We start from the raw sequence: 25,411 nt of genomic DNA, 5'->3' as shown, positions 1-25,411 counted from the left end.
CAGCAGACGACTGGGCAAGGGCGTACGGCGAAGTCGTGTGGTCCTGGCGCCGCGACGCTGGCGCTAAGCCTTGCGGAATTTCCGCGAGGCGATGGTGACAACAAGCCCGCTCACCAGGGAGAGCGCGATATAAGCCGTAAAGCCATTGCGCAGGGGATGTCGGAATGCCTCCGCTCACCTGTATGCTCGTGTGCAGTTTTTTATGCGCAAGCAGCGCACACGAGACCGCGGGTGCAGCGCGCACCCGGCATTCCCTGCGCCCTCTATCTTCGGAGGCGCGAACGAATTTGAATAGCTCGGGCGAAAACACGTCGCGAGATCGCGAACGCATACCTATCCCCACGTCGTCCCGGACAAGCGAGCGTAGCGAGCGCTGATCCGGGACCCATACGCCGCGGCGGATATTATTGGAAACGAGTGGCAGACGGCTTTGCTAGAACAACTCCGCGCTGTGGTTATGGGCCCCTGCGTTCGCAGGGGCGACGAGGAAGGCGCGAATTGCGCAGCTCGCTCACTCCCTCAGATCATACCGATATGACTTCGAGACGATCTTCCAGCCGTCGGAAAGCTTCATCGCCACCAGATAGTCGGTGAAGTAGCGCGGCGGCAACTGGCAGCGCACCTTGATGAAGGCGGTGGAATCATCCGAGCGGTCGATGGTGACGATAAAATCCTCGCGCGGCTTGCCTTCGGCCTTGGCCGAAGCACGGTTGCGCACGCGTTCGAGCCAGTCGGGCACGGTCAAAATCTGGAGCTTGCCTTTTTCCACCCAGCGCAAATCGGCGCTGTGGTCGAACACCGCACCCAGCTTCTCGGCATTGCCTTCGTAAAGACCATCGAAATAGTGGTTCACCACCGCTTCGACGGTGGAACGATCGAGACGATCCGTGCTCATGGTGCAGCCTCCCTTGCGCGTATTCGTTGTGGCGTGAATGATGCCACGATCGGGTGAAATACGCTACGGACGACTTTCAACATAAGCGTGATGGAGTTTCGCAAATTTCGAATGTTCGTATCCTCATCGGCGAATGCTACTGCCGCGCGGTGCGCTACGAAGTCGCGGACCAGTTCGACTATGCGCTGAATTGCCACTGCTCGAATTGCCGCCGGACCACGGGCTCGGCCTTCAAGCCGTTCGCCGGCATCGCGCGCGACAAGTTGCGTGTTACGAGAGGCGGCGACCATCTGATGATTTATGGTGATGAGCTCGCCCACAACGCGCACTGCCGGGTTTGCGGCTCGCTGCTTTATTCGGTGGTCCGGCAAGGTGCGTTCGTCCACGTCGCGATGGGTACGCTGACCGAGGATCCCTCGATCCGGCCGTCGGCTCACATCTTTGTGGGGTCCAAGGCGACCTGGTTTGAGATCGCCGATGGGCTGCCTCAATATGTGGGGCACGTCACGGAACGGGAACCCGGCGGCTGACAGCCGTGAAATGGCACGAACCGACGGGGGTGTTTGCCAGACTAAGACAATGTGAAGGCACGTTTCGCCCGCGAGGTGAGGTGCCTCACAAAGCCCGGCGGGTGCTTCTGATAGAACATGCCGGGCTGAAAAAATGCCAAGTACCGGTGCCACCATGACAAATTCGCCTGGACGTACAAATTTCCGCCGCTTCCTGCTCGCCGCTGCGATGTTGCTGGGCGTGTGCCAGCCGGCTTTTGCCGAAAAGCGCGTGGCGCTGGTGATCGGCAACGCCGTTTACCAAAACGCGCCGCGGCTGCCCAATCCGGTCAATGATGGCACCACCATCGCAACCACGCTCAAGGATGCCGGTTTCGAAGTGGTCGATTCCCGCCACGATTTGACCGCGGCCGATACCCGCCGCGCGCTGCGCGATTTTGCCGACCGCGCCCGCGATGCCGAGATCGCCGTCGTCTATTACGCCGGCCACGGCATCGAGGTGGACGGCTCCAACTATTTGATCCCGGTCGACGCCAAGCTCGAGCGCGACACCGATGTGTATGACGAAGCGCTCTCGCTCGACCGCGTGCTGCTGGCGATCGAGCCGGCCAAGAAACTGCGCCTCGTGATCCTCGACGCCTGCCGCGACAATCCGTTCTCCAAGACCATGAAGCGCACCGTCGCCACGCGTGCCATTGGTCAGGGCCTTGCCAAGGTCGAGCCGAGCAGCCCCAACGTGCTGATCGCCTATTCGGCGAAGGCCGGCTCGACCGCCGCCGACGGCGACGGCAGGAACTCGCCGTTCACGGTCGCGCTGTCGAAACATCTGACTACGCCCGGCCTCGATGTGCGCCGCGCATTCGGCTTTGTCCGCGACGACGTGCTCAAGACCACCAACAACCGCCAGGAGCCGTTCGTGTACGGCTCGCTCGGCGGCGAGGACGTGCCGCTGGTGCCGGGGCCGGCCAAGGTCGAGCCGCCGGCAGCTGCGCCCAATCCGCAGGCCGAGGCCCGCCGCGACTATGAGCTCGCGCTTCAGATCGGCAACAGGAGCGCGATGAATGCGTTCCTTGCAAAATACCCGGACGGCTTCTACGCCAGCCTTGCCAAGCTGCATCTCGAGAAGCTCGCAGCCGAGGATGCCCGCGTTGCCGCCACCGAAAAGGCGCGGCTCGCCGAACAGGAGCGCGTGCGACTCGCTGCCGAAGGCGCGCAGAAGGCGGCGCAGGCCAAGGCCGAGGCCGATGCCAAGGCCGCCGAGCAGGCTCGCATCGCGGCCGAGAAGGCCAAGCAGATCGCGCAGGATCAGGCGGCGGCCGCCGAGCAGAAACGGGTTGAAGCCGAGAAGACCGCGGCCGACACCAAGGTCGCTGCCGCTGCGCCCGCCGCGCCCAGGCAGGACAATACCAACCTCGCCGCGATGAGCACCGGCGTCTCCCAGATCGAGGTGACGAAATCGGTGCAGACCGAGCTGCGCCGTGTCGGCTGCCTCAAGGAGGAAGCCGACGGCAACTGGAACACGACGTCGCAGCGTTCGCTGACCCTGTTCAACCGCTATGCCAGGACCAATGTCGACACCAGGCTGGCCTCGACCGATGCGCTCGACACCATCAAGCAGAAGCAGTCGCGAGTCTGCCCGCTGGTTTGCGAGCATGGCTACAAGGCCGATGGTAACAGCTGCACAAAGATCACCTGCGCTGCCGGCTCGTTCCTCAACGACGACAATGAGTGCGAGAAGCGCCGCGAGAAGAAGCCGGTCGCCAAGCGCGAGCGGCCGGAGCGGGCTCCGGAAGCAAGGCTGGCTCCGGAGCCGCGGCAGGCTCGGATGCCCAGGCAAGCCGTTGCCGGGCGCCCGGGTCGCGTCGAGACCGGTCCGGGCTACGGACAACGCGGCCAGGTGCTCACCGGCCAGGAGCGTGCGGTGGGTTGCCACTCCTACGGAGCCATCATGTCGGGTGTGTGCCCGTAACGGCAGGTGGCACGCGCAGTCTCAGATCGCGCTGGCGGCGATATTCACCATTAGCGCCAGCAGCGCGGTGTTGAACACGAACGAGATGATGCCATGCACGGCCGCGGTGCGGCGGATGATCTTGTCGGTGATGCCGACGTCGGACGTCTGCGCCGTCATGCCGATGACGAAGGCGAAGTAGACAAAGTCCCAATAGTCCGGCTTCTCCTTCGCCGCGCCGCTCGGGAACTGCAACCCGCCCGGCGTGCGGCCGCGGTAGTAGTCATGAGCGTAGTGCAGCGCGAATGTCGTGTGCACCGCCGCCCATGACAGGGCGATGGTGACCACCGCCAGCGTGAGGCCCGCGCCACTCTTCTTCGATGCGCCGAGCTCGAACACGATCGCCGCGATGCTGGCGAAGGCGCCGAGCGCGGTCATCAAGAGAATCAGGAAGCGGCCGTCGTCCTGGAGGATCGCGCTGGGCTTGATGTGCTCCTGTCCGCACCGGAGCATCATGGCGTAGGCCAGCACGAGGTAAACCGCAGCGAACACGTCCCAGCTAACCAGCGCACGCGTGATCAGCCGCCGCGATTCCGGCAGCAGGAAAAATGCAATGATCGCGAGGCCAAGCGCGACGAAAGTGCGCGGCCGCGAGACCACCACGCGCACGAACATCGGCAGCTTTCGGAACCGGACAAGGCGTTGCTCGAACTCCTCGTCGGTCGCCATCGAGCGCTAGCTCTTCCGCTCGGCCACGAAACGCGAGGTCGCGCGCAGCACCTCGCCCCGGGCGCCGAAGATCGACAGCGCGGAATCGGCGCGCGCCAGCAGGTCGCGCACGCGCTGCTTGGCGCCGTCGATGCCGAGCTGGGTGACGAAGGTGGTCTTGCCGAGCGCGGCATCGGCGCCGGCCGGCTTGCCCAGCGCGGCTGCGTCGCCCTCGACGTCGAGCAAATCGTCGGCGATCTGGAAGGCTTCGCCGAGCGCGCGGCCGTAATCGTCGAGCGCCTGATACTCCTTCTCGGTGGACTGGCCGAGGATCGCCCCCGCAATGCAGCCATAGCGCAGCAGCGCGCCGGTCTTCATCTGCTGAAGGCGCGCCACATCCACCGGCTCGCGGTCGCCGAACCGGCCTTCGCCGGCAAGGTCCAGCATCTGGCCGCCGACCATGCCGCCGATGCCGGAGGCGCGCGCCAGCGCCCGCGTCAGCAGGAGGCGCACGGTCGGATCCTTGTGCAACTCGTCGCGGGTGATGATGTCGAAGGCGAGGGTGAGGAGACCATCGCCGGCCAGGATCGCGGTGGCATCATCCGTCTGCTTGTGCAGGGTCGGGCGGCCGCGGCGGAGGTCCGAATTGTCCATCGCCGGCAGATCGTCATGGATCAGCGAATAGCAGTGGATGCATTCCAGCGCCGCGCCGGCGAGCAGCGCGGCCTGCCGCGGCACGCCGAATACCGCGGAACTCTCGACCACCAGGAACGGCCGCAGGCGCTTGCCACCGTTGAGGCTGGAATAGCGCATCGCATCCATCAGCCGCTTCGGGCGCGCGATCTCGTCGGGCAGCAGGTTATCCGACAGCAATTTGGCCAGCAGTGCCTCGGTATCATCAGCGGTCTGGTCCAGTCGTTTCGCAAAATCCGCCGCAAGTCCGGTCGTCATAAGGGCTCCGAGAAAGTTCCTGGAATGGGTCTAGATCGGCGGCGGACAATCGTTGATGGCGCGCCCTACGTCAATTCCGCACACCCTGCCGAAATCGCCCCAAAAGGGCTGGAAAGGGCCGGAAATATCATGGTGATGTCATTTTAGCGCGGACCTATTCGTTAACTTACCCGAACCAGAAACCTCCCGATTTGCGCATTGTCCGATACCTGCTGCTGATCGTCCTGATCCTGCTGGCGCTGCCCTATGTGGTGACGCCGTTCTATCGCGTCGGCCATCCGGTCTCGACGCTGATGGCCTGGCGCTGGCTGAAGGGCGCGCCGGTGTCGCGGCAGTGGATCGACCTGAAGGCGATGTCACCGGCGCTGCCGCGCTCGGTGGTCGGCGCGGAGGATGCCAAATTCTGTAGCCATCGCGGCGTCGATTGGGATGCGCTGCGCGAGGTGATGGATGACGCCGAAGACGGCGAGGTGACGCGCGGCGGCTCTACCATCACCCAGCAGGTAGCGAAAAACCTGTTCCTGTGGCCGGGCCGCAGCGTGGTGCGCAAGGCGCTGGAACTGCCGCTGGCGCTCTGGATCGACCTTGTGCTGGGCAAGCAGCGCGTGCTGGAAATCTACCTCAACATCGCCGAACTCGGCCCGTCCGGGCAGTTCGGCGCGGAAGCCGGCGCGCAATATGCTTTCGGCCGCTCGGCCGCGACGCTCTCGCCGCGGGAGGCGGCGCTGTTGGCGTCGATCTTGCCCAATCCGGTCAGGCGCAGCGCCCGCAATCCCGGCCCGGCGGTGCGGCGCCTCGCCGCGACCTACGCGGCGCGGGCGCAGTCCCCGGCCTTGCAGCGCTGCTGGGCCGAAAATCGCGGCTCTTGAGCCGATTCCGGGCGCATTTTGCCCTCTCGGACCCTAGCTTTACCGGGAGTCATCCTCTATAAGCGCGGCCTTGTCGGCATCTTCGGTCCGCGCCGTTCGGGCGCTGGGCCATCTGTCCGTTTCGGACGATGCCTCCAGCAACATCCCTAGAGGACACCGAAATGGCCGTTCCCCGCAGAAAAACCTCGCCGTCGCGCCGTGGCATGCGCCGCTCGGCCGATGCGCTCAAGACCCCCACCTATGTCGAGGATAAGGATTCCGGCGAACTGCGCCGTCCGCACCACCTCGACCTGAAGACCGGCATGTACAAGGGCCGTCAGGTTCTGAAGCCGAAGAAGGAAGCCTGAGCGGCACCTCGGCAGCTCCGTCGCGTTATCCCGACGAGCCGTGGGCAGGCCTTTCGCCTGCCCGAATTCGGCCAGCCCCTTTGCCAAAGGCCTCGCGTCCATGGTCGGTTTTCCGCTGCTTCTGATACCGCTCGCGATCTACAACTGCGTCGCCTTCCTGATGCCGACGGTCTCCTTCACGGAGCCGCTGTTCAAGATTCCGCTGGTATCGGGCGTCGAGTGGCCGGTGACGTTGAGCGACGTATTGATCGCGCTCGGCATCGTGCTGTTGCTGCTCGAGGTGATCAAGGGCGCGCGCCCCGGCGCAAAATTCCTCACCGACCATCTCCTGTCGTTCATCGTGTTCGCCGCGGCCGCGGCTGAATTCGTGCTGTGGCCGAAATTCGGCACCTCAACATTCCTGCTGCTGACGCTCCTTTCGCTGGTCGACTTCCTGACTGGCATTTCGCTCCGTACGCGGCGCCGTGCGGTGCTGGTCTACGAAGATGCACCCGTCAGGCGCCAAAGAAGGGCGCCGGCCGTCGAACCGGAAGCCGAGGCTGCGCCGGCTTCCGCGCCCAAGCCGGTCCCGGCGCCGGCGGCCGAAACCGATCGTTTCGAGCCGGGGCCTGTCCAACCGCCCGCGCCTGCCGTGCCGCCGCCATCTTCAGAGGCCGCGGCATCGCCGGAGGTGGCCTCGCCCACTATCCAGCCGGCGAACGACGCCCATCCGTCGCCGGACAAGCCGCAGCGCTGATCTAATCTAAATGATTTGCCGGGTCCGCCGCGTCACGCTGCGGCGCTCGCTGAGGTGCGGGCCGTAGGCAGCCTGTGCATCCGCGCTGGAGCCGCGGCGCAGGGCGCGGGTTTGCGGTGCCTGGTCGGCGGCCGCGATCAGTTGGGTGACAAAGCTGGGATCGGGCCGCGGCAGCGGCGTTTTCGCCAGCCAGCGGAGCTCCGTGGTAACGGGCACGAGCGCGGTCGAAGCGGACGCTACCTCGGTAACGACCTCTGCTTCCATCGCTTCTGCCCGATCCATGCCTGACATCGAATATTTGTCACGTTTTGGGACGCTCGTGGTCCCCTGCCACTTCTCCTCGCAAGGGATGTGCCGGCGCATGCCGCTTGGTTCCTGCGGGCGTCAGAACATGGTTTGCAGACTGTTAATCAACTTTACCTAGGGTCTAATGCGGATATGCCACTATCGTTAAGGTGGGAATCACCGCGACCGCTGTGCCGAAACGAGGCGACCCGATGCAAGCTGTCCCGCAAGTCCAAGACACCTTGAAGGACATACTGGCCTCGATCGGCCAGGCAGCCTTTGTCTGGGATATCGCGGGGGACGCCATCGCCTGGAGCGACAACGCCGCTTCGGTGTTTGCCGACATCCCGCCGGAAGCCCTGACCAGCGCCAGCGAGTTCGCAAAACTGATCGAGCCTTCGCGTTCGATCCGCAGCGAGGCGCTGTCGCATGCGCCGCCCGCGCGGAGCGGCGAGGGCGTGCCCTACCGGATCGAATATGGCGTGCGCGCCTCTGCCTCCGCACCGGTGGTCTGGATCGAGGAGACCGGCTGCTGGTTCGCAGGTCCCGACGGCCGGCCGACGCGCGCGCACGGCATCGTCCGCATCAACAACGAGCGCCATGCCCGCGACGAAGCGCTTTTGAAACTGTCGCGGCACGATCCGCTGACCGGCGAGCTCAACCGCACGCATCTGGTGGGCTCGCTTGCGGAGGCGATCGAGGAGACGACGCGGTTTCGTTCGTCCTGCGCCTTCATGCTGATCGGCATCGATCATCTGGCGCGGGTCAATGACGCCTTCGGGTTTGACGTCGCGGACGCCGTGATTGCCGAGGTCGCGCAGCGCATCCGCTCGCGCCTGCGCGGCGGCGACGTGCTTGGCCGCTTCTCCGGCAACAAATTTGGCCTCATCCTGAAGAACTGCACGGTCGACGACACCAATGTCGCCGCCGAACGTTTTCTGGCCGGCATCCGCGACGAGGTGGTGCCGACCAGGTCCGGCCCGGTGTCGATCACCGCCTCGATCGGCGCGGTCAGCCTGCCGCGCTACGCCCGCAACGCCGATGAAGCCATCAACCGCGCGCAGGAAACCCTCGACAGCGCCAAACGCCGCCGCGCCGGATCGTTCGCGCTGTGGCGGCCCAATGTCGAGCGCGACGCGCAACGCCGCGTCAATATCCGCGTCACCGACGAGATCGTCACCGCGCTTAACGACCGCCGCATCGTCGCGGCATTCGAGCCCGTCGTGGAAGCGCGTTCGCGCGCCCCGGCGTTCTACGAATGCCTGGTGCGGATGGAGCAGGGCGACGGCCAAGTGCTGCTGGCGCCCGACATCGTGCCGGTGGCGGAACGGCTCGGCCTGATCCGCCTGGTCGACCACCGCATCCTGGAGCTTGTCGTCGACGAACTGGTCGTGTCGCCCGACGTGCACCTCTCGCTCAACATCTCGCCGGAAACCACCATGGATCCGGACTGGTCGGCTTCGATCGAATCGCTGATGCACTCCCATCCGGGCGTGGCCGAGCGGCTGATCGTCGAGATCACCGAGACGGTGGCGATCCAGGATGTCGACGACGTCAGAGGCTTCGTCACCCGCCTGAAGAATTTCGGCAGCCGGATCGCGATCGACGATTTCGGCGCCGGCTACACCTCATTCCGCAATCTGCGCAAGCTCGGCGTTGATATCGTCAAGATCGACGGTGCCTTCGTGCAGAACATCGCGCGCTCGGCCGACGACCGCGCCTTCGTGCAGACGCTGATCGACCTCGCCCGTCGGCTCGGCATCAAGACGGTGGCCGAATGGGTGCAGGACGAAGAGGCCGCCGTGATGCTGCGCGAATGGGGCTGCGATTATATTCAGGGCCGCCTGATCGGCCTTGCCTCGCCGCGACGGCCGTGGTCGGTTCCCGCGGCAGTGCCGGTGGTGGGCTGATTTACAGAACGGTGCTCACGGCATTGCCTTCTGCGGGTTTTCCTCGTCGAGATCCCAACGCGCCGGGTTCTCTTCGACGTAGCGCCGGATGCGGTTCAGCGCCGGTTCGTCCCGGATGATGTGTTCATAATAGTTGCGTTGCCAGAGCCGTCCACGAAATTCCGGCCAGCCATTGGAGTTGACACCGTCGATATAGGCAACGGTCGTCAAGGATTTGAAGGCGCCAACAATATCGCCCAGTCGGACGTGTGCCATGGGGGCACCCACGAGGGGTGCCCCTACCGATTCGGATGTAGGGGCGACCCTTGTGGTCGCCCCCTTATCGGGCATGGTCGCGCCGGCATCTTCGGTGTCCGGCAAAAATAAAATGCCATGCAAATGATTTGGCATCACCACGAACCGATCGATCTCGACTTTAGGAAACCGTGCGGGGATGCCGGCCCACAACGCAGCCACCATCTGTCCGGCATCATTGAGAACCATTGCGTCGTCGGCCACATCGCCAAACACACAGGCACGGTCCTGCGCGCAGATGGTCACGAAGTACGCCCCGGCCGTGCTGTAATCGTAGCCCCTGAGGCGAAGGCTGCGGCGGTGGATAATCGCGTTGTGCATCGTCAACCTCGGTCGGCGACAATCACATTACTTGGGCTTGTTCGATTTGGGCAGTCATGGGGCACCCACGAGGGGTGCCCCAACCGATTCGGATGTAGGGGCGACCCTCGTGGTCGCCCGGTATCGGACATGGTCGTTGAACATAAACAAGAATGGCCGGGACGAGCCCGGCCACTACAAAATCGAATTCTCGGAAAACCTACTCCTCCTTCTTCGGCTCCTTCGACATCCGCTCGAGCCGCTCCTGCATTTCCTTCATCTGGCGGCGGAGATCGTCGATGTTGTCGTCATCGGCCGACGGCTCCGGCACCTTCTCGGGCTCGGAGGTCGAGCCCGGGCGCGGCGGCACGAACGGCTTGAACATCGAGAACGTCTGCTGAAACAATTCCATGTTGCGGCGGACATGTTCTTCGAGCGGCGCAAACGGCGTGCCGCTCAGCGCGCCGGCGATCTGCTTGCGGAATTTTTCCTGCTCGCGCGTCAGCGTGTCGATCGACTGTTCGAGATATTTCGGCACCACCATCTGCATGCTGTCGCCGTAGAAACGGATCAACTGACGCAGGAATGTGGTGGGCAACAGGTTTTGCCCGGCCTTGTTCTCTTGCTCGAAGATGATTTGCGCGAGCACGGAGCGGGTGATGTCGTCGCCGGTCTTGGCGTCGTAGACGAGAAAATCCTCGCCTTCCTTCACCATGGCCGCGAGGTCTTCGAGAGTCACATAGGTGCTCGTACCGGTATTATAGAGCCGCCGGTTTGCGTATTTCTTGATCGTGGTGGGCTGGTCGGATTTTGCCATGAGGCTCACACTCGCACGCCGAGAGGTGGGAACCCGACGGCGCCGCCGAAGGGCTAATGCAACGCATCGCAGCAAAGGTAAGCATTTTCAACGCGGTTCGGCTACCGTTTTGTGCGCGACGGTTAATCCCAAAGCATGGGGATTGCTCAGGAAAGCCCAAGGGGAGTCCAAGGAAGGCCCCGGGGGAGCTGTGCCGCCTTTTTTGAATGCGCCGCGGCACGATTTCGGGCACCGGCAATTGACATGCCGTAATGACGTTAACAGGATAGGAACCAAGAGACTGGCCAGCCACCCCGGCCCGCCCGCCGTCGATAACCCCTCAAGCCCCTGCGCTTCAAAATACAAGGGAGATGTCCATGTCAGACGATGTCGTCATCGTCGCAGCCGCCCGTACCCCGGTCGGCAGTTTCAACGGCGCGTTCGCGACCACGCCGGCCCACGACCTCGGCGCCATCGCCATCAAGGCCGCGCTGGAGCGTGCCGGCGTCGAGCCGGGCCGCGTGTCCGAAGTCATCATGGGGCAGATCCTGACCGCTGCCCAGGGCCAGAACCCGGCCCGCCAGGCCTCGATCTCGGCCGGCATCCCCGTGGAAAGCCCGGCCTGGGGCGTCAACCAGCTCTGCGGCTCGGGCCTCCGCTCGGTCGCGCTCGGCTATCAGGCGCTGCTCAACGGCGATTCCGACATCGTGGTGGCCGGCGGCCAGGAATCCATGAGCATGGCCCCGCACGCGCAGTATCTGCGCGGCGGCGTCAAGATGGGCGGACTTGAGCTCGTCGACACCATGATCAAGGACGGGTTGTGGGACGCCTTCAACGGCTACCACATGGGCAACACCGCCGAGAACGTCGCGAAGCAGTACCAGATCACCCGCGCGCAGCAGGACGAGTTCGCCGTCGCCTCGCAGCAGAAGGCGGAAGCCGCGCAAAAGGCCGGCAAGTTCAAGGACGAGATCGTCCCCGTCACCATCAAGACCCGCAAGGGCGATGTGGTGGTCGACACCGACGAATATCCCCGCCATGGCGCCACCCTCGATGCGATGGCCAAGCTCAAGCCCGCCTTCGAGAAGGACGGCACCGTGACGGCCGGCAGCGCATCCGGCATCAATGACGGTGCCGCCGCCGTGGTGCTGATGACCGCCAAGCAGGCCGCCAAGGAAGGCAAGAAGGTGCTCGGCCGCATCGTCTCCTGGGGCCAGGCCGGCGTCGATCCGAAGATCATGGGCACGGGGCCTATTCCCGCCTCGCGCGCCGCGCTGAAGAAGGCCGGCTGGAATATCGCCGACCTCGATCTGATCGAGGCCAACGAGGCGTTTGCCGCGCAGGCCTGCGCGGTCAACAAGGACCTCGGCTGGGATACCGGCAAGGTCAACGTCAATGGCGGTGCGATCGCGATCGGCCACCCCATCGGGGCCTCGGGCGCCCGCGTGCTGGTGACGCTGCTGCACGAGATGGAAAAGCGCGATTCAAAGAAGGGCCTCGCCACGCTGTGCATCGGCGGCGGCATGGGCATCGCGATGTGCATCGAGCGTAACTGATCAGGTTCGCGTGAAGGAAACGCGTCGAACAAGAGAGGCAGTTTGCTGCGTTGCGTGATGAAAAGATCATCTGTCAAACGCGGTTCAAGCTGATAGAAATGAAAATGCCCGGTCTCGCGCCGGGCATTTTTGTCTCAGGCGCCTTTGAATTGTTCTGCTTGAGCATTGTCAAAAGACCGGAAAAATTCCGGTCTACTAAAAGACTACCGAGGAGGGAATCTACATGGCACGTGTTGCATTGGTTACGGGGGGCACGCGGGGTATTGGCGCGGCGATCAGCAAAGCGCTGAAGGCGGCCGGCTACAAGGTTGCCGCGAGTTACGCCGGCAACGACGCCGCGGCGGAAAAATTCAAAACCGAGACCGGCATCCCCGTCTACAAATGGGACGTCTCCTCGTTCGACGCGTGCGCCGAGGGCATCAAGAAGGTCGAGGCCGATCTCGGCCCGGTCGACGTGCTCGTCAACAATGCCGGCATCACCAAGGACACCGCCTTCCACAAAATGACGCTCGAGCAGTGGAGCGCCGTGATCAACACCAATCTCGGCTCGCTGTTCAACATGACGCGCCCCGTCATCGAGGGCATGCGGAGCAGAAAATTCGGCCGCATCATCAACATCTCCTCGATCAACGGCCAGAAGGGCCAGTTCGGCCAGGTCAACTATTCCGCCGCCAAGGCCGGCGACATCGGCTTCACCAAGGCGCTCGCGCTGGAGAATGCCAAGGGCGGCATCACCGTGAATGCGATCTGCCCCGGCTACATCAACACCGAAATGGTGCAGGCGGTGCCGAAGGACGTGCTTGAGAAAGCGGTGATCCCGCAGATTCCCGTCGCCCGGCTCGGCGAGCCGGAAGAAATTGCCCGCGCGGTGGTGTTCCTTGCCGCCGACGATGCCGGTTTCATCACCGGCTCGACGCTGACGGTGAACGGCGGGCAGTATCAGACGTGATGTGAGCCTCTTTCGTCATTGCGAGGAGCGATAGCGACGACCCTTCTTCGCTTGCGGTGCAAGCTTCGCAGGGTATAAGTCCGCCGAAGCGCTTCAGCCCGAAGGCGGAAGCAATCCATCTACGCTATTGAAGGAAGATGGATTGCTTCGCTTCGCTCGCAATGACGGCCCCATGACTCCCCGCACCGCTACCCTCATTGGCCTCACCGCCATCCTGATGTGGTCGCTGCTGTCAGTGATGACGGTCGCGACCGGAAAGATCCCCGCGTTCCAGCTCGCAGCGATGACGTTTGCGATCGGCGCTGCCGTCGCGTTCGCCAGCTTCATGTTCCGCCCATCCGCGTTCAGCGCGCTGAAGCAGCCGCTCACCGCATGGGTCGTCGGCGTCGGTGGACTGTTCGGCTATCACGCACTGTATTTCCTTGCGCTGCGCTTTGCGCCGCCGGCGGAAGCGGGCCTCCTGAATTATCTCTGGCCGCTGTTGATCGTGCTGTTCTCCTCGCTGCTGCCGGGCGAACGGCTATACGCCCATCACATCATCGGCGCGCTGCTCGGGCTTGCCGGCACCATCCTGCTATTCGCCGGAGCTGGCGCGAGCTTCGCGCCCGGCCAGATTCCGGGCTTGATCGCCGCCTTCGTCGCCGCGTTCGTCTGGGCGGCCTATTCGGTGATGTCGCGTCGACTGAAGGCGGTGCCGACCGACGCGGTCGCAGGCTTTTGCGCGGCGACCGCGCTGCTCGCCGCCATCGTGCACCTGCTTGTCGAGAAAACGGTCTGGCCTGAAACCGCCCTGCAATGGCTCGCCATCATCGGCCTCGGCGTCGGCCCGGTCGGCGCGGCCTTCTTCACCTGGGACATCGGCATGAAGCGCGGCGACATCCGCGTGCTGGGAGCCGCCTCCTACGCCACGCCGCTGCTCTCGACCGCGTTCCTGATCCTGGCGGGGTATGCGGCGGCGAGCGCCAACATCGTCTTCGCTGCGATCCTGATCGCGGGCGGCGGCCTGATCGCGGCGAAAGATATGTTCCGGAAGCGGTGAGTTACGCCGCCGGCTGCCAGCCCGGCGGCTTGTAGTAGCGCTCCGGAATCTGGCCGAGTTCGGAGCGCTGCAATTTCCCGGGCGTCAGGCCGTAAAACTGCTGAAAGCTCATGATCAGCGGCCGCCACTTGTCGGGGTCGATGCGGTTGGCTTCGTCCTCCATCATGATCGAGGCGTGCGCATGCACGCGGGTGATGCGCAGCTCGATCGCCCTGGCGCCGCGCCAGACCTTTTCCTCCTGCGCGAGCTGATGCACCTGAGCGAGCTTTGCCTCCATTTGCACCGGGCATTCCAGCGCCCGCGGCGCTGCGACGGTATCGCCTGATAGCGCCGACAGCCCGCTCAAACCGAACTTGTCCCTTTCGTGCCGGTAGCCGCGCTTGATCTTGCCTTGCGGTACCGGATCGGAGCCGGTCGTCCGCGCGAGGCTGTCGACCGCGCCGACCAGATCGGCTGAGGCCAGGTTGAGCACGCATTCGCCGGTGCGAATGAGGTTCTCGGTGGTTTTGGACGTAGGGTCCAGCCCGAGCATGCAGCGCCAGCCGATCCACCACGCCGACGACATCGGCGCGAGGTTATACGATCCGTCTTCATTGCATGTGCCGATCAGCACCACCGGGGTGCCGAAATACAGAATGGCCGGCTCGATCTGGATACTCGTTGCAAATGTCCCGTGCATGTTCCGCTCCGTTGCTACGAGCGAAAATCTATTCAGGCATGGACTTGCAACCCACCCGTTTCCCGTTCGCAGAATTTCAGATCACGGGGAACGAATCCGCCTTCGCCATTTCGAAGCCCGCGAACTCGAATCCCGGCGCCACCGTGCAGCCGACCAGCGTCCAGTCGCCTTTGCTCTCGGCCGCCTGCCAGGCGCCTGCCGGAACGATCGCCTGCGGCCGCTCGCCGGCGGCGACATCAGGGCCGAGCGTGATGATGTGCGGCTTGCAGCCGTCATTGGCGATTCGAAGCGTCAGCGCGGCGCCGGAATAATAGTGCCAGATCTCGACCGCATCGATGCGATGCCAGTGCGAACGCTCACCGCGTCCCAGCAGATAATAAATGGCCGTCGAGCGCGCGCGGCCGTGCGCGTCGGTGCGGACATCGCGAAACGTTTCGCGATAGTGCCCGCCTTCGGGATGCGGCTTGAGCTCAAGCCGCTCGATGATGTAGGCGGCGCTTGGCATGTCAGGACTTGTTCTTGCGCTCGCGCAATTCGCCGAAGATCTCGGCCGGGCTGGCGCCCTTCATGTGCAAATTGGCCGCGATGGAGGGCTCATCGGCGCGCAGGAACACGTTGGCTTTCTTCTCCTCGCCCATCAGCGTCGGCACCGTCGGCTGGTTGGCGGCGCGCTGCTTTGCGACCTGTTCGGCACGCGCCTTCAGCGCCGGATTGTCCGGATCGACCGTGAGCGCGAACTTGACGTTGGAGGCGGTGTATTCGTGGCCGCAATAGAGCTTGAAGTCGTCGGGCAGCGCGCGAAGCCTCAGGAGCGAGTCCCACATCATCGGGTAGTTGCCTTCGAACACCCGGCCGCAACCGATCGAGAACAGCGTGTCGGCGGCGAACACGGTCTTTTCGCTGTCGAACACGTAGGAGATATGCTCGAGCGTATGCCCCGGTGTTTCCAGCACGCGGGCCAGCAATCCGCCGACCTTCACCACATCGCCATTGGCGACGCGCTGGTCGACATTGGCGATCGCCGCCTTCTTGTCGTGCGGGGCGACCACGCGGCAATTGTATTTCTGCTTCAGCTCGGCGATGCCGCCGACATGGTCGTGATGGTGGTGGGTGACGAGGATGTCGGTCAGCTTCCAGTTTTCGCGCTCGAGCGCTTTCTGGATCGGGCCGGCTTCCGGCGCATCGACCGAGGCGGTCGCGCCGGTCGCGGGATCGTGGATCAGATAGCCGAAATTGTCGGAGAGACAGGTGAACAGGCGAATTTCCGCAGCCATGATTTCTCCACGATCAGAGGTGGAACGCGCACCCGTCCCACCAGCCGAAAGAGATATGGCGTTAACGCTGTCGCGGCAATGGCATTTTGCCCGCCCCGCCGGGAACATCCGCGTGACGGAGACCGGGTTTGATTTTGTCAAACCCGTTCACCGATTCTTCGATTTGACGCGTTTTCTTCACGCGAACCGGTACCCGCTTCGCTCGAAAACGCTATAGGTTGGTGATCATGGACGTCATCGATCTGCGCGATTTCTATTCGCAGCGCCTCGGCATCGTGGCGCGGCGGCTGATCAACCGCGGCATTCAGGCCTGCTGGCCCAGCGCCGAGGGACAGCGCGTGCTGGGGATCGGCTATCCGACGCCTTATCTCGGGCTGTTCCGCGAAAACGCCGAGCGCTGCCTAGCCTTCATGCCGGCGGCCCAGGGCGTGCTGAAATGGCCGACCGGGCGGCCGGCGCTGGCCTCGCTGGTCGATCAGTTCTCGCTGCCGCTGCCGGATGCTGCGGTCGACCGTATCCTTTTGGTACACGCGCTGGAGATGTGCGACGACCCGGAAGACCTTTTGCGCGAGGTCTGGCGCGTGCTGTCGCCCTCGGGCCGCATGATCGCCGTGATCCCCAACCGCGGCGGGGTATGGACCCGTACCGACAACACCCCGTTCGGCCATGGCCGGCCCTATTCGCGCGCGCAGATCACGCAATTGCTGCGGCAGACCTGGTTCACGCCGTCGGCCTGGGGCGAGGCGCTGTTCATGCCGCCGGTCGGCAATAGCTGGTTCTTGCGTTCGGCGATGGCGTGGGAGCGCGCCGGCGAAGTGTTGTCGATGCCGCTGGCCGGTGTCCACATCGTGGAAGCCACCAAGCAGGTCTACCGTGCCATCCCCGCCCACCGTGAACGCGCGCGGCTCATTCCATCGCTGCGGCCGGTGCTGGTGCCGTCACCGACGGCGCGGTGAGGGGTCTTGCGTCGTCCCTGCGAACGCAGGGACCCACACGCCGCGGCCCGTCAGTAGAGCGCGCTGTATGACGGCTTTTTTACAACAATTGCAGCCGGTGGTTATGGGTCCCTGCGTTCGCAGGGACGACAGCATGGGTTTGCACGCGCGCCTCTCCCCTCGCGCCGACGAAGGTGATACAGAGCGGCTCCCTCGCACCAAACCGCCGGAAAATCCCAGATGTCCACCGCTGTCTCGCCGCTCGCCCCGACCGATGTCCCCGACATGCCCGAGATCGCGGGCGTCAAGCTCGCGACCGCGGCCGCCGGCATCCGCTACAAGGGCCGCACCGACGTGCTGCTCGCCGTGATGGACAAGGGCACCATGGTGGCCGGCGTCTTCACCAAATCGAAATGCCCGTCGGCGCCGGTCGAATGGTGCCGCGCCAAGCTGAAGCGCGGCCAGGCCCGCGCGCTGGTGGTGAACTCCGGCAATGCCAACGCCTTTACCGGCAAGACCGGCAAGCAGTCCACCGCGCTGACGGCGCAGATCGCGGCCAAGGCGATGGGCTGTAGCGTCAACGACGTCTTCCTCGCCTCCACCGGCGTGATCGGCGAGCCGCTCGATGCCAGCAAGTTCGACGGCGTGCTGGCAACGCTCGCGGAAACCGCCCAGCCCGGCGGCTGGATGGAGGCGGCGAAAGCCATCATGACCACCGATACCTTCCCGAAGGTGGCGACCGCCACCGTCAAGCTCGGCAAGGCGAAGGTCACCATCAACGGCATGGCCAAGGGCGCCGGCATGATCGCGCCTGATATGGCGACCATGCTGTCGTTCGTGTTCACCGATGCGCCGCTGTCCTCAAGCGTGCTGCAATCGCTGCTCAAGAGCGGCGTCGAGGACACTTTTAATGCCGTCACTATCGACGGCGATACGTCGACCTCGGACACGCTGCTGGCGTTCGCGACCGGCGCGGCAGCCGCAAACGGTGCCCCAAAAATCAGCCGCGCCAGCGATCCTCGGCTGAAGGCATTCGCAAAAGCGTTTTACGAAGTGCTTGCCGATCTCTCCGAGCAAGTGGCGCGCGACGGCGAGGGTGCCCGCAAGCTGGTCGAAGTGGTGGTCGAGGGCGCCACGACCAAAAACTCCGCGCGAAAAATCGCGATGTCGATCGCCAATTCGCCGCTGGTGAAGACCGCGATCGCGGGCGAGGACGCCAATTGGGGCCGGGTGGTGATGGCGGTCGGCAAGGCCGGCGAACCCGCCAACCGCGACAAGCTTTCGATCTCCTTCAACGGCATCCGCGTCGCCAAAAGCGGCGCGCGCGATCCCTCGTATAACGAGGAAGAAGTCTCGAACGCGATGAAGGATCCGAAGATCCAGATCAAGGTCGCGCTCGGCCTCGGCAAGGGCCGCGACCGCGTGCTGACCTGCGATCTCACCAAGGAATATGTCGCGATCAACGGGGATTACAGGTCGTGAGCCGTTGCGTCATTGCGACCCGTTGGCTCGCAGTGACGGTGAGGTCTGGCGGCCGATTCCCCCGTCGGCGATTTCTCTGACTGCAAGCGTCCACGCTGAATTCTGACAGATACCGGTTGGTCCTGCGCCGCCACCGGCAGGAGGAGGCAACCGATGAACATCGAAACGCAACCCGTGCTCGATCCCGATGAGGTTGCCCAGGCGGCCGCACTCGTGATCCTCTGCGCGAACGAGCGCGCGGCCGACATCGCTGAAACCCTCAACGAGGAATCGCCGGGCGTCGCCGCGGCGGTCCTGATGGGCTTGCCGAGGGATCGCGCGATCGAAATTCTGGATCAGCCGATCCTCGATTCCGGCCCCGAGATCGTCTCGCTGCTGCCGCGCGAAACGGCGGCGGCGCTTCTGGCCGGCGTTTCCGCTGACCGGGTCGCCGGCCTGTTCCGCAAGCTGGAAGAACCTCATCGCACGGAGTTGCTGGAACGCCTGGACGGCGACACCCGGGTGCTGATTCTGCGCCTGCTGTCCTATCCGCCGCACTCGGCCGGCTCGATCATGACCACCGAATTCGCCAGCGTGCCGTCCGACTTCACCGTGCAGCAAACGCTCGATTATGTCCGCCGGGTCGAGCGCACGCGCGAGACCATTTACGCGATCTACGTCCTCGATCCCGTCACCGCGAACCTGGTGCAGGCGATCACCTTGCGCCGGCTGATTACGGGCGAGCCGGGGGCGCCGGTGCTGTCGGTGGCGCGGCCCGGCAGATCGATCACCGTTTCGCCGCTGATGGACCGTGAAGACGTCGCGCGCCTGATCTCCAAATACGATTTGCTCGCGGTGCCGGTGGTGGATCACGGCCGGATCATCGGCATCGTGACGGTCGACGACATCATGGACGCCGTCGTGCAGGAAACGACGGAAGATCTTCAGAAGCTTGGCGGCATGGAAGCGTTGAGCGAACCGTACATGGAGATCGGGTTCTGGAAGATGATCCGGGCGCGGGGCGGATGGCTTGCCGTGCTGTTTCTGTCGGAGATGCTGACGGCGACGGCCATGCAGGGCTACCAGAGCGAGCTGGAAAAGGCGATCGTGCTGACGTTGTTCATCCCGCTGATCATGAGTTCGGGCGGCAATTCCGGCTCGCAGGCGACATCGCTGCTGATCCGCGCACTGGCCCTGCACGAGCTGCGACTCGGAGACTGGTGGCGCGTGGCGCTGCGCGAGCTGCCGAGCGGAATCACCCTCGGTGCGATGCTGGGACTGATCGGGTTCGTTCGCATTGCGATCTGGCAGCTGTTCGGCCTCTATGATTACGGCGAACACTGGGTGCTGGTCGGGCTGACCGTGGCGGTCGCGCTGATTGGCATCGTCACCTTCGGCTCGCTGACGGGATCGATGCTTCCGTTCATCCTACAGCGGATCGGCTTCGATCCTGCAAGCGCATCGGCGCCGTTCGTCGCAACGCTGGTCGATGTGACCGGCCTCGTCATCTATTTCAGCGTCGCCTCGCTGATTCTGAGGGGGACGCTGCTCTAGCAAAACCCAACGTCAAACAAACCGTTTGGCGGACGGCTGTTTGCTGGCTATGGAAAGGACAATTTTCTGTCCTTCATCCCGAGCACCCGCCAGCTATGGCCGACATCAAACTAACCCTCGTGGTCGCCTGCGCGCTGATCGACGTCGACAAGCGGATCCTTCTGGCGCAGCGCCCCGAGGGCAAGGCGCTTGCGGGCCTGTGGGAATTTCCCGGCGGCAAGGTCGAGCCGGGCGAGCGGCCAGAGCAGACGCTGATCCGAGAATTGCACGAGGAGATCGGCATCGACGTCAGCGAGCCGTGCCTGGCGCCGCTCACCTTTGCCAGCCATGCCTACGAGACCTTTCATCTCTTGATGCCGCTCTACATCTGCCGCCGTTGGGAGGGCCAGGTGATCGCGCGCGAGGGCCAGAACCTCGCCTGGGTGCGCGCCAACAAATTGCGCGACTATCCGATGCCGCCGGCGGACATCCCGCTGATCCCGCATCTGATCGATTTGCTGCTGTAGTCTCCACTCGTCATGCGCGGGCTTGACCCGCGCATCCATCCCACTTGAGAAAAGCTTTTTTCGAAGCGGATGGATTGCCGGGTCATAGGCGAGCGGAAGCGACGCCGTTCTTCGAACGGCTATGCCCGGCAATGACGATCTTACTTTGTCTTCCCCTTCACCGCCGCCTCCAGGCTCGCTCTCGCCGAACCCGGCCGCAGCGGTTTTGGCTGGCTCTCATGCGGCGCCCAGCCGGACAGCCACACGATGTCGAAGGTGGCGCGGATGCGGCCGTCGGGGTCGGCAAAGCGCTCGCCGTAAATCTGCGCCATCCGCAGCATGGTGGCGCGTCGCGCCGGCGTGCGGCGGCGCTCGACCAGCACATTGGTCGCGCCCATGCGGCGCAGATCGTGCATCAGCGCAAACGCGCTGTCGTAGCGCACCACGACGCGGTCGACGTCGGTGACCGGCAGCGCAAAGCCCGCCCGCTGCAGCAGGCTGCCGATGTCGCGCAGATCGGCAAACGGCGCAACGCGCGGCGACACCCCGCCTTCGCATTCGGCCTCTGCGGCAGCGAAGGATTGCCGCAGCTCCGTCAGCGTGTCGCCCCCAATCATCGCCGCCAGCAGCAGCCCGTCCGGCCGCAGCGCACGGCGGATTTGCGCGAGCACGCCGGGCAGGTCGTTGACGAACTGAAGGGCGAGCGCGGAGACGGCGAGGTCGAGTGATTCCGGATGCATCGGTAGCGTTTCACTGTCGGAGTCGAACGGGATTCTTGCGATCGATTTGAAGCGATCAGCGAACGGCCCTCGCAATTCACCCGGCGTCCAGATGTCGGCGACATCGGAAAAACTCCGCATCACCGCCTGCAGGCGGTCACCAAAATCCTCGGCGACGCGATCGAGCAGGAAGGCGACTTCGCCCAGTTTCCGCGCACGCGCCTGCCGGGAGCGCAGCAGCGCGCGGTCAAACAGGATGGGTGCGGTGGTCGGGTTCGCCATACAGCCTTGGTATGCCTGGAGCCAATGGCTGGCAACCCGGCTTCAACGTCATTGCGAGGAGCGTAAGCGACGAAGCAATCCAGCTTTCTTGTTACGGCGAAGGAAGTTGGATTGCTTCGCTTTGCTCGCAATGACGACGAGAGAGCGACCGCACGCTTGAGCCAGCGGGCAAGCGGCGCTAGCCTCGCCCTCATGGACGCCGCGCCATCACCACGCCCCAACTACCTGCACCGCGCCTTCGGCGCCGTCCACGCCGCCTGCGCGCACGCCGCCCGTTTCGCCCTCGACATCGCGCTGCCGACGCTCTGCGTCTCCTGCCGCGAGCCGGTCGACGGCGAGGGCGTCTGCGCGTCGTGCTGGGCAAAACTCTCCTTCATCGCCCCGCCGTTCTGCCCGCGGCTCGGCATTCCCTTTGTCTACGATCCAGGCCCGGAATTGCTGTCGATGGAGGCGATCGCCAATCCGCCGGCCTATCAGCGTGCTCGCGCCGCGGTGCGCTATGACGATGTGGCGCGCACGCTGGTGCATGCGCTGAAATACCAGGACCGCACGGATCTGGCGCCCGCGATGGGCCGCTGGATGGCGCGGGCCGGCCGCGAACTGCTCGATGGCGCCGACGTGCTGGTGCCGGTTCCCCTGCATTGGCGGCGCGGCTGGAGCCGGCGGTACAATCAGTCCGGCGCGCTGGCGCGGGTAATCGGGCAGCAAAGCGGGGTAAAAGTGGCGGCGGAAGCGCTGCGGCGCGTGCGGGCGACCGAACAGCAGATCGGGTTGTCGCGTGCGCAGCGCGCCGAAAATGTGCAAGGCGCCTTCAAGGTGGCGCCTGAGCGCATGGCTGACATTCAGGGCCGCCGCGTGGTTTTGGTTGACGATGTCCTGACGTCCGGCGCCACCACGGATGCCTGTGCGCGGGCCCTGCTGCGCGCCAAAGCGGCGCAGGTCGATGTGCTGGTGTTTGCCCGGGTTGTGGACACCCATAAAGGTCCCATATAATCCGGCAAATCGTTCCCCGAACCGAGCACAAGATGGCTGCTGCTATCGAAATCTACACCCGCCCGGGCTGCGGCTATTGCACCGCTGCCAAATCGCTGCTGACGCGCAAGAACGCGGCGTTCACCGAACTCAACGTCTCAGTCGATCCCACCTATCGCGAGCAGATGTATCATCGCGCCGGCGCCGGCTCGACATTCCCGCAAATCTTCATCGGCAAGACCCATGTCGGCGGCTGCGACGAGCTCTACGCGCTCGATCGCGCAGGCAAGCTCGACGGGCTCTTGGCAAGCGAAGGCGCCACCTCATGAGCACCGGCAATGTTTTCACCGCCGCCATGGTGCAGATGCGCACCGGCCTGTTGCCCGAGCCGAGCCTCGAGCAGGGGATGAAGCTGATCCGCGAGGCGAAGGCGCAAGGCGCCGACTATGTGCTCACCCCCGAGGTGAGCAACATGATGCAGTTGAACCGCAAGGCGCTGTTCGAACATCTCGCGACCGAAGAGTACGACAAGTCGCTGAAGGCCTATCGCGCGCTGGCGAAGGAGCTGAACATCCATCTGCATATCGGCTCGCTGGCGCTGAAGTTCTCGCCGGAGAAGGCCGTCAACCGTTCCTTCCTGATCGCGCCCGACGGCAACGTGCTCGCAAGCTACGACAAGATCCACATGTTCGACATCGATCTGCCGGGCGGAGAGAGCTATCGCGAATCGGCCAATTACCAGCCGGGCGAGACCGCGGTGATCTCCGACCTGCCGTGGGGCCGCATCGGGCTGACCATCTGTTATGACGTGCGCTTCCCGGCGCTCTATCGCGCGCTCGCCGAGGCCGGCGCCTCGTTCCTCACCGTGCCCTCTGCGTTTACGCGCAAGACCGGCGAGGCGCACTGGCACGTGCTGCTACGCTCGCGCGCGATCGAGACCGGCTGTTTCGTGTTCGCGGCGGCGCAGGCCGGGCTGCACGAGAACAAGCGCGAGACCTATGGGCACTCGCTGATCGTTGCACCCTGGGGCGAAATCCTCGCGGAGGGCGGTGTCGAGCCGGGCGTGTTCCTCGCCGAGATCGACCCGGCGAAGGTCGAGACCGCGCGGAAAACCGTGCCGTCGCTACAGCACGGCCGCCGCTTCGGCATCGCCGATCCCAAGGCAGGACCAGAGCATCTGCACCTGGTGCGGGGCTCGGCATGATCCGTTACAGCCTGCGCTGCGACAAGGACCACTCGTTCGAGAGCTGGTTCCAGAGTTCGGGCGCCTACGAATCCCAGGTCAAGCGTAAGCTGGTGAGCTGTCCGGTCTGCGGCTCGGCCAAGGTCGAGAAAGCGATCATGGCGCCGCGCATCGTCAGCAAGAAGGGCCGCGACAAGGCATCAGCGCCGGTCGAGCCGTCCGTGGAAACGCCCGCGACGGAGTCCACGCCGCTGATGATGACGCAGGAGCGCGAGCTGCGCGCCAAGCTGAAGGAGCTGCGCGACCATATCGTGAAAAACGCCGACAATGTCGGCGAGCGTTTTCCCAACGAAGCGCGGGCCATGCACTACGGCGACAAGGAGCATCGTCCGATCTACGGCGAGGCCTCGCCGGAAGAAGCCAAGGCTCTGATCGACGAAGGCGTCGAAGTGTCCCCGCTGCCGGTGCTGCCGGAAGATAGGAACTGACGCTCTTTCTTCGTCATTGCGAGCGAAGCGAAGCAATCCAGCTTCCTTCGCCGCGACAAGGAAAGCTGGATTGCTTCGTCGCAAGTGCTCCTCGCAATGACGGATAGTGTCGTTACGCCGCGACCAGCAGCCCCACGCCCACCACGATCAGCACGATCCCCGAAAGCTCGCGCGCCGACAGCGGCTGCTTGAACGAGTAATACGCGACGCCCTGCGCGAACAGCACTTCGACCAGTGCCAGCGTGCGCACATTGGCGGCCGCCGTCAACGCAAACGCCAGAAACCAGAATTGCGAGGCGAAGGCGCCCATGAAGCCCGCCAGCATTGAGGGCCGCCACAGTCCAAAAATCTTCTTCAGCACGTCGGGCGCGCGCGCCAGCAGATAGATCGTCAGCACCAGCGTCTGCACGAACAGGCCGAACACCAGCGTGTAGGACGCGGCCGTAACGAACGACACATCAGGCACGGTGATGATCGCGCCGCGAAAGCCGATCGCCGAAAGCGCGAAGAAGGCCGCGGCGACGAGGCCGACGATGGTCGGCCTGATCTCCGCAAAGCTCTTTTCCCCGCCCGGCCGCAGCGCCGTGATGACGACGCCGACGGTCGCGATCAGGATCGCGATCACCTTCAGCCAGGTGAGATGATCGCCGAGGAAGACAAAGCCGAAGATCGCGGTCTGGATTGCCTCGGTCTTCAAATACGCCGTCGTCACCACGAAGGAGCGGTCGTTCATCGCGACCAGCATCATGCCGGTGGCGACGATCTGGCTGAGCGCGCCGAGCAGCAGCCACGGCCAGAACGCCGCCGTCGGCGCCGGGATATTGTCGCCGGTCACCGTCACCACCACCGCAAAGAACAGCACCGAAAACGGAAAGCCGAACAGGAAACGGATATTGGTCGCGCCCCAGGTCCCGAGCGGCCCGGTCAGCGAACGCTGCATCGCATTGCGCGCGACCTGGCCGAGCGCAGCGATGATGGTGAAGGGAATCCAGAGCGAGGCGATGGTGAACATGGGGGAGGGTACCGGCGGCAATGCCGGGCACCGTGCCGACTGCGACTGACGCGGTCAACTGGCGCCGTGCATGACAGGATTGCGGTCGTTGCCAAAACCAAGCTGTCGTCCCTGCGAACGCAGGGACCCATACGCCGCGGCAGGAATGGGTTGAGAAAGCTGGTCGAGGGCTTCGTTAAAACAACTAAACCCTGTGGTTATGGGTCCCTGCGTTCGTGTTTGGTCCCTGCTGATTGGTTGGATGGAATCGGTGTAGAACGAGGTGTGGCCTTTGT

General features: G+C 64.3%; 29 protein-coding genes. 17 read left to right on the top strand and 12 right to left on the bottom strand.

Annotated features, from left to right (window positions below; translation table 11 throughout):
- Nucleotides 1–511 precede the first annotated feature (511 nt).
- On the bottom strand, nt 512–895 hold the full coding sequence (locus JQ628_RS33835) for a nuclear transport factor 2 family protein (protein ID WP_212230814.1): 384 nt from the start codon (nt 893–895) through the stop codon (nt 512–514).
- A gap of 149 nt (nt 896–1,044) precedes the next feature.
- On the opposite strand from JQ628_RS33835, the gene JQ628_RS33830 reads away from it, so the two are divergent.
- Nucleotides 1,045–1,425, top strand: a complete 381-nt coding sequence (locus JQ628_RS33830) for a GFA family protein (RefSeq protein ID WP_349628159.1) — start codon at nt 1,045–1,047, stop codon at nt 1,423–1,425.
- A 154-nt stretch (nt 1,426–1,579) separates the two neighbouring features.
- Complete coding sequence (locus JQ628_RS33825; protein WP_212230810.1) at nt 1,580–3,373, top strand: caspase family protein; 1,794 nt, start codon at nt 1,580–1,582, stop codon at nt 3,371–3,373.
- 21 nt (nt 3,374–3,394) lie between these two features.
- On the opposite strand, the gene JQ628_RS33820 is transcribed toward JQ628_RS33825, so the two are convergent.
- Entirely contained in the window at nt 3,395–4,081 is a 687-nt protein-coding gene (locus JQ628_RS33820; protein ID WP_212230808.1) for a DUF1345 domain-containing protein, read from the bottom strand.
- Nucleotides 4,082–4,087: 6 nt separating this feature from the next.
- Nucleotides 4,088–5,011: a polyprenyl synthetase family protein gene (locus JQ628_RS33815; protein ID WP_212230806.1), complete on the bottom strand. Its 924-nt coding sequence runs from the start codon at nt 5,009–5,011 to the stop codon at nt 4,088–4,090.
- Between the two features lie 191 nt (nt 5,012–5,202).
- Here JQ628_RS33815 and mtgA point away from each other — a divergent pair, with 191 nt between their 5' ends.
- From mtgA to JQ628_RS33800, 3 genes are all read left to right on the top strand, one after another.
- Entirely contained in the window at nt 5,203–5,880 is a 678-nt protein-coding gene (gene mtgA / locus JQ628_RS33810) for a monofunctional biosynthetic peptidoglycan transglycosylase (RefSeq protein ID WP_212230804.1), read from the top strand.
- Between the two features lie 161 nt (nt 5,881–6,041).
- Nucleotides 6,042–6,227 (top strand): 50S ribosomal protein L32, encoded by a 186-nt coding sequence (gene rpmF / locus JQ628_RS33805; RefSeq protein WP_212230802.1) that lies wholly within the window; start codon nt 6,042–6,044, stop codon nt 6,225–6,227.
- 100 nt (nt 6,228–6,327) lie between these two features.
- A complete protein-coding gene (locus tag JQ628_RS33800; protein ID WP_212230800.1) occupies nt 6,328–6,963 on the top strand; it encodes a hypothetical protein in 636 nt (211 codons plus the stop codon).
- A 6-nt stretch (nt 6,964–6,969) separates the two neighbouring features.
- On the opposite strand, the gene JQ628_RS33795 is transcribed toward JQ628_RS33800, so the two are convergent.
- Complete coding sequence (locus JQ628_RS33795; RefSeq protein ID WP_249128743.1) at nt 6,970–7,245, bottom strand: hypothetical protein; 276 nt, start codon at nt 7,243–7,245, stop codon at nt 6,970–6,972.
- Nucleotides 7,246–7,460: 215 nt separating this feature from the next.
- Here JQ628_RS33795 and JQ628_RS33790 point away from each other — a divergent pair, with 215 nt between their 5' ends.
- Nucleotides 7,461–9,158, top strand: a complete 1,698-nt coding sequence (locus JQ628_RS33790) for a putative bifunctional diguanylate cyclase/phosphodiesterase (protein WP_212230798.1) — start codon at nt 7,461–7,463, stop codon at nt 9,156–9,158.
- 15 nt (nt 9,159–9,173) lie between these two features.
- On the opposite strand, the gene JQ628_RS33785 is transcribed toward JQ628_RS33790, so the two are convergent.
- Together JQ628_RS33785 and phaR are read right to left on the bottom strand one after the other, a co-directional pair.
- Complete coding sequence (locus JQ628_RS33785) at nt 9,174–9,773, bottom strand: transposase (RefSeq protein WP_212230796.1); 600 nt, start codon at nt 9,771–9,773, stop codon at nt 9,174–9,176.
- Between the two features lie 199 nt (nt 9,774–9,972).
- On the bottom strand, nt 9,973–10,569 hold the full coding sequence (phaR, locus tag JQ628_RS33780) for a polyhydroxyalkanoate synthesis repressor PhaR (RefSeq protein WP_212230794.1): 597 nt from the start codon (nt 10,567–10,569) through the stop codon (nt 9,973–9,975).
- Nucleotides 10,570–10,925: 356 nt separating this feature from the next.
- On the opposite strand from phaR, the gene JQ628_RS33775 reads away from it, so the two are divergent.
- The 3 genes from JQ628_RS33775 to yddG all read left to right on the top strand — a co-directional run bounded on the left by JQ628_RS33775 (nt 10,926) and on the right by yddG (nt 14,092).
- On the top strand, nt 10,926–12,104 hold the full coding sequence (locus JQ628_RS33775) for an acetyl-CoA C-acetyltransferase (protein ID WP_212230792.1): 1,179 nt from the start codon (nt 10,926–10,928) through the stop codon (nt 12,102–12,104).
- Nucleotides 12,105–12,327: 223 nt separating this feature from the next.
- Nucleotides 12,328–13,053 (top strand): beta-ketoacyl-ACP reductase, encoded by a 726-nt coding sequence (locus tag JQ628_RS33770; protein WP_212230791.1) that lies wholly within the window; start codon nt 12,328–12,330, stop codon nt 13,051–13,053.
- 172 nt (nt 13,054–13,225) lie between these two features.
- Nucleotides 13,226–14,092: an aromatic amino acid exporter YddG gene (yddG, locus tag JQ628_RS33765; RefSeq protein ID WP_212230789.1), complete on the top strand. Its 867-nt coding sequence runs from the start codon at nt 13,226–13,228 to the stop codon at nt 14,090–14,092.
- Between the two features lies 1 nt (nt 14,093).
- Here the strand turns inward: yddG and JQ628_RS33760 are convergent, their stop codons facing one another.
- From JQ628_RS33760 to gloB, 3 genes are all read right to left on the bottom strand, one after another.
- Entirely contained in the window at nt 14,094–14,771 is a 678-nt protein-coding gene (locus JQ628_RS33760; protein ID WP_212230787.1) for a flavin reductase family protein, read from the bottom strand.
- 76 nt (nt 14,772–14,847) lie between these two features.
- On the bottom strand, nt 14,848–15,276 hold the full coding sequence (locus JQ628_RS33755; protein ID WP_212230785.1) for a cupin domain-containing protein: 429 nt from the start codon (nt 15,274–15,276) through the stop codon (nt 14,848–14,850).
- 1 nt (nt 15,277) lies between these two features.
- Nucleotides 15,278–16,045, bottom strand: a complete 768-nt coding sequence (gloB, locus tag JQ628_RS33750) for a hydroxyacylglutathione hydrolase (RefSeq protein WP_212230783.1) — start codon at nt 16,043–16,045, stop codon at nt 15,278–15,280.
- A gap of 227 nt (nt 16,046–16,272) precedes the next feature.
- On the opposite strand from gloB, the gene JQ628_RS33745 reads away from it, so the two are divergent.
- From JQ628_RS33745 to mutT, 4 genes are all read left to right on the top strand, one after another.
- Nucleotides 16,273–17,001, top strand: a complete 729-nt coding sequence (locus JQ628_RS33745) for a methyltransferase domain-containing protein (RefSeq protein ID WP_212230781.1) — start codon at nt 16,273–16,275, stop codon at nt 16,999–17,001.
- A gap of 219 nt (nt 17,002–17,220) precedes the next feature.
- Nucleotides 17,221–18,462 carry a bifunctional glutamate N-acetyltransferase/amino-acid acetyltransferase ArgJ gene (gene argJ, locus JQ628_RS33740; RefSeq protein ID WP_212230776.1) on the top strand — a complete coding sequence of 414 codons (1,242 nt, stop codon included), beginning with the start codon at nt 17,221–17,223 and terminating at the stop codon, nt 18,460–18,462.
- Nucleotides 18,463–18,615: 153 nt separating this feature from the next.
- Nucleotides 18,616–19,995: a magnesium transporter gene (mgtE, locus tag JQ628_RS33735; RefSeq protein ID WP_212230772.1), complete on the top strand. Its 1,380-nt coding sequence runs from the start codon at nt 18,616–18,618 to the stop codon at nt 19,993–19,995.
- A gap of 95 nt (nt 19,996–20,090) precedes the next feature.
- Complete coding sequence (mutT, locus tag JQ628_RS33730) at nt 20,091–20,501, top strand: 8-oxo-dGTP diphosphatase MutT (protein WP_212230764.1); 411 nt, start codon at nt 20,091–20,093, stop codon at nt 20,499–20,501.
- Between the two features lie 140 nt (nt 20,502–20,641).
- Here mutT and JQ628_RS33725 read toward each other — a convergent pair whose 3' ends face one another.
- Nucleotides 20,642–21,481, bottom strand: coding sequence for a methyltransferase domain-containing protein (locus tag JQ628_RS33725; protein WP_212230762.1), 840 nt, complete (start codon nt 21,479–21,481; stop codon nt 20,642–20,644).
- A 192-nt stretch (nt 21,482–21,673) separates the two neighbouring features.
- Between JQ628_RS33725 and JQ628_RS33720 the strand changes: the two genes are divergently transcribed.
- The 4 genes from JQ628_RS33720 to JQ628_RS33705 are packed head-to-tail and all read left to right on the top strand — an operon-like array spanning nt 21,674 to nt 24,124.
- On the top strand, nt 21,674–22,474 hold the full coding sequence (locus tag JQ628_RS33720) for a ComF family protein (RefSeq protein ID WP_212230816.1): 801 nt from the start codon (nt 21,674–21,676) through the stop codon (nt 22,472–22,474).
- A 32-nt stretch (nt 22,475–22,506) separates the two neighbouring features.
- A complete protein-coding gene (grxC, locus tag JQ628_RS33715) occupies nt 22,507–22,782 on the top strand; it encodes a glutaredoxin 3 (protein WP_212230760.1) in 276 nt (91 codons plus the stop codon).
- Nucleotides 22,779–23,657 (top strand): carbon-nitrogen hydrolase family protein, encoded by an 879-nt coding sequence (locus JQ628_RS33710; RefSeq protein ID WP_212230758.1) that lies wholly within the window; start codon nt 22,779–22,781, stop codon nt 23,655–23,657. The genes grxC and JQ628_RS33710 overlap by 4 nt, the downstream gene beginning before the upstream one ends.
- Nucleotides 23,654–24,124, top strand: coding sequence for a DUF1178 family protein (locus JQ628_RS33705; protein WP_212230756.1), 471 nt, complete (start codon nt 23,654–23,656; stop codon nt 24,122–24,124). Before JQ628_RS33710 ends, JQ628_RS33705 begins: the two co-directional genes overlap by 4 nt.
- 112 nt (nt 24,125–24,236) lie before the next feature.
- Here the strand turns inward: JQ628_RS33705 and JQ628_RS33700 are convergent, their stop codons facing one another.
- Both JQ628_RS33700 and JQ628_RS33695 read right to left on the bottom strand, forming a co-directional pair.
- Nucleotides 24,237–25,136 carry a DMT family transporter gene (locus tag JQ628_RS33700; RefSeq protein WP_212230754.1) on the bottom strand — a complete coding sequence of 300 codons (900 nt, stop codon included), beginning with the start codon at nt 25,134–25,136 and terminating at the stop codon, nt 24,237–24,239.
- A gap of 54 nt (nt 25,137–25,190) precedes the next feature.
- The coding region (locus tag JQ628_RS33695; protein WP_212230752.1) for a hypothetical protein at nt 25,191–25,411 on the bottom strand (221 nt) is incomplete at its 5' end.

The organism is Bradyrhizobium lablabi, assembly GCF_018129385.1.
Classification (GTDB): domain Bacteria; phylum Pseudomonadota; class Alphaproteobacteria; order Rhizobiales; family Xanthobacteraceae; genus Bradyrhizobium; species Bradyrhizobium lablabi_C.
The sequence above is the reverse complement of the archived record's forward strand: the minus strand, read 5'-3'. Positions and strand labels throughout refer to the sequence as shown.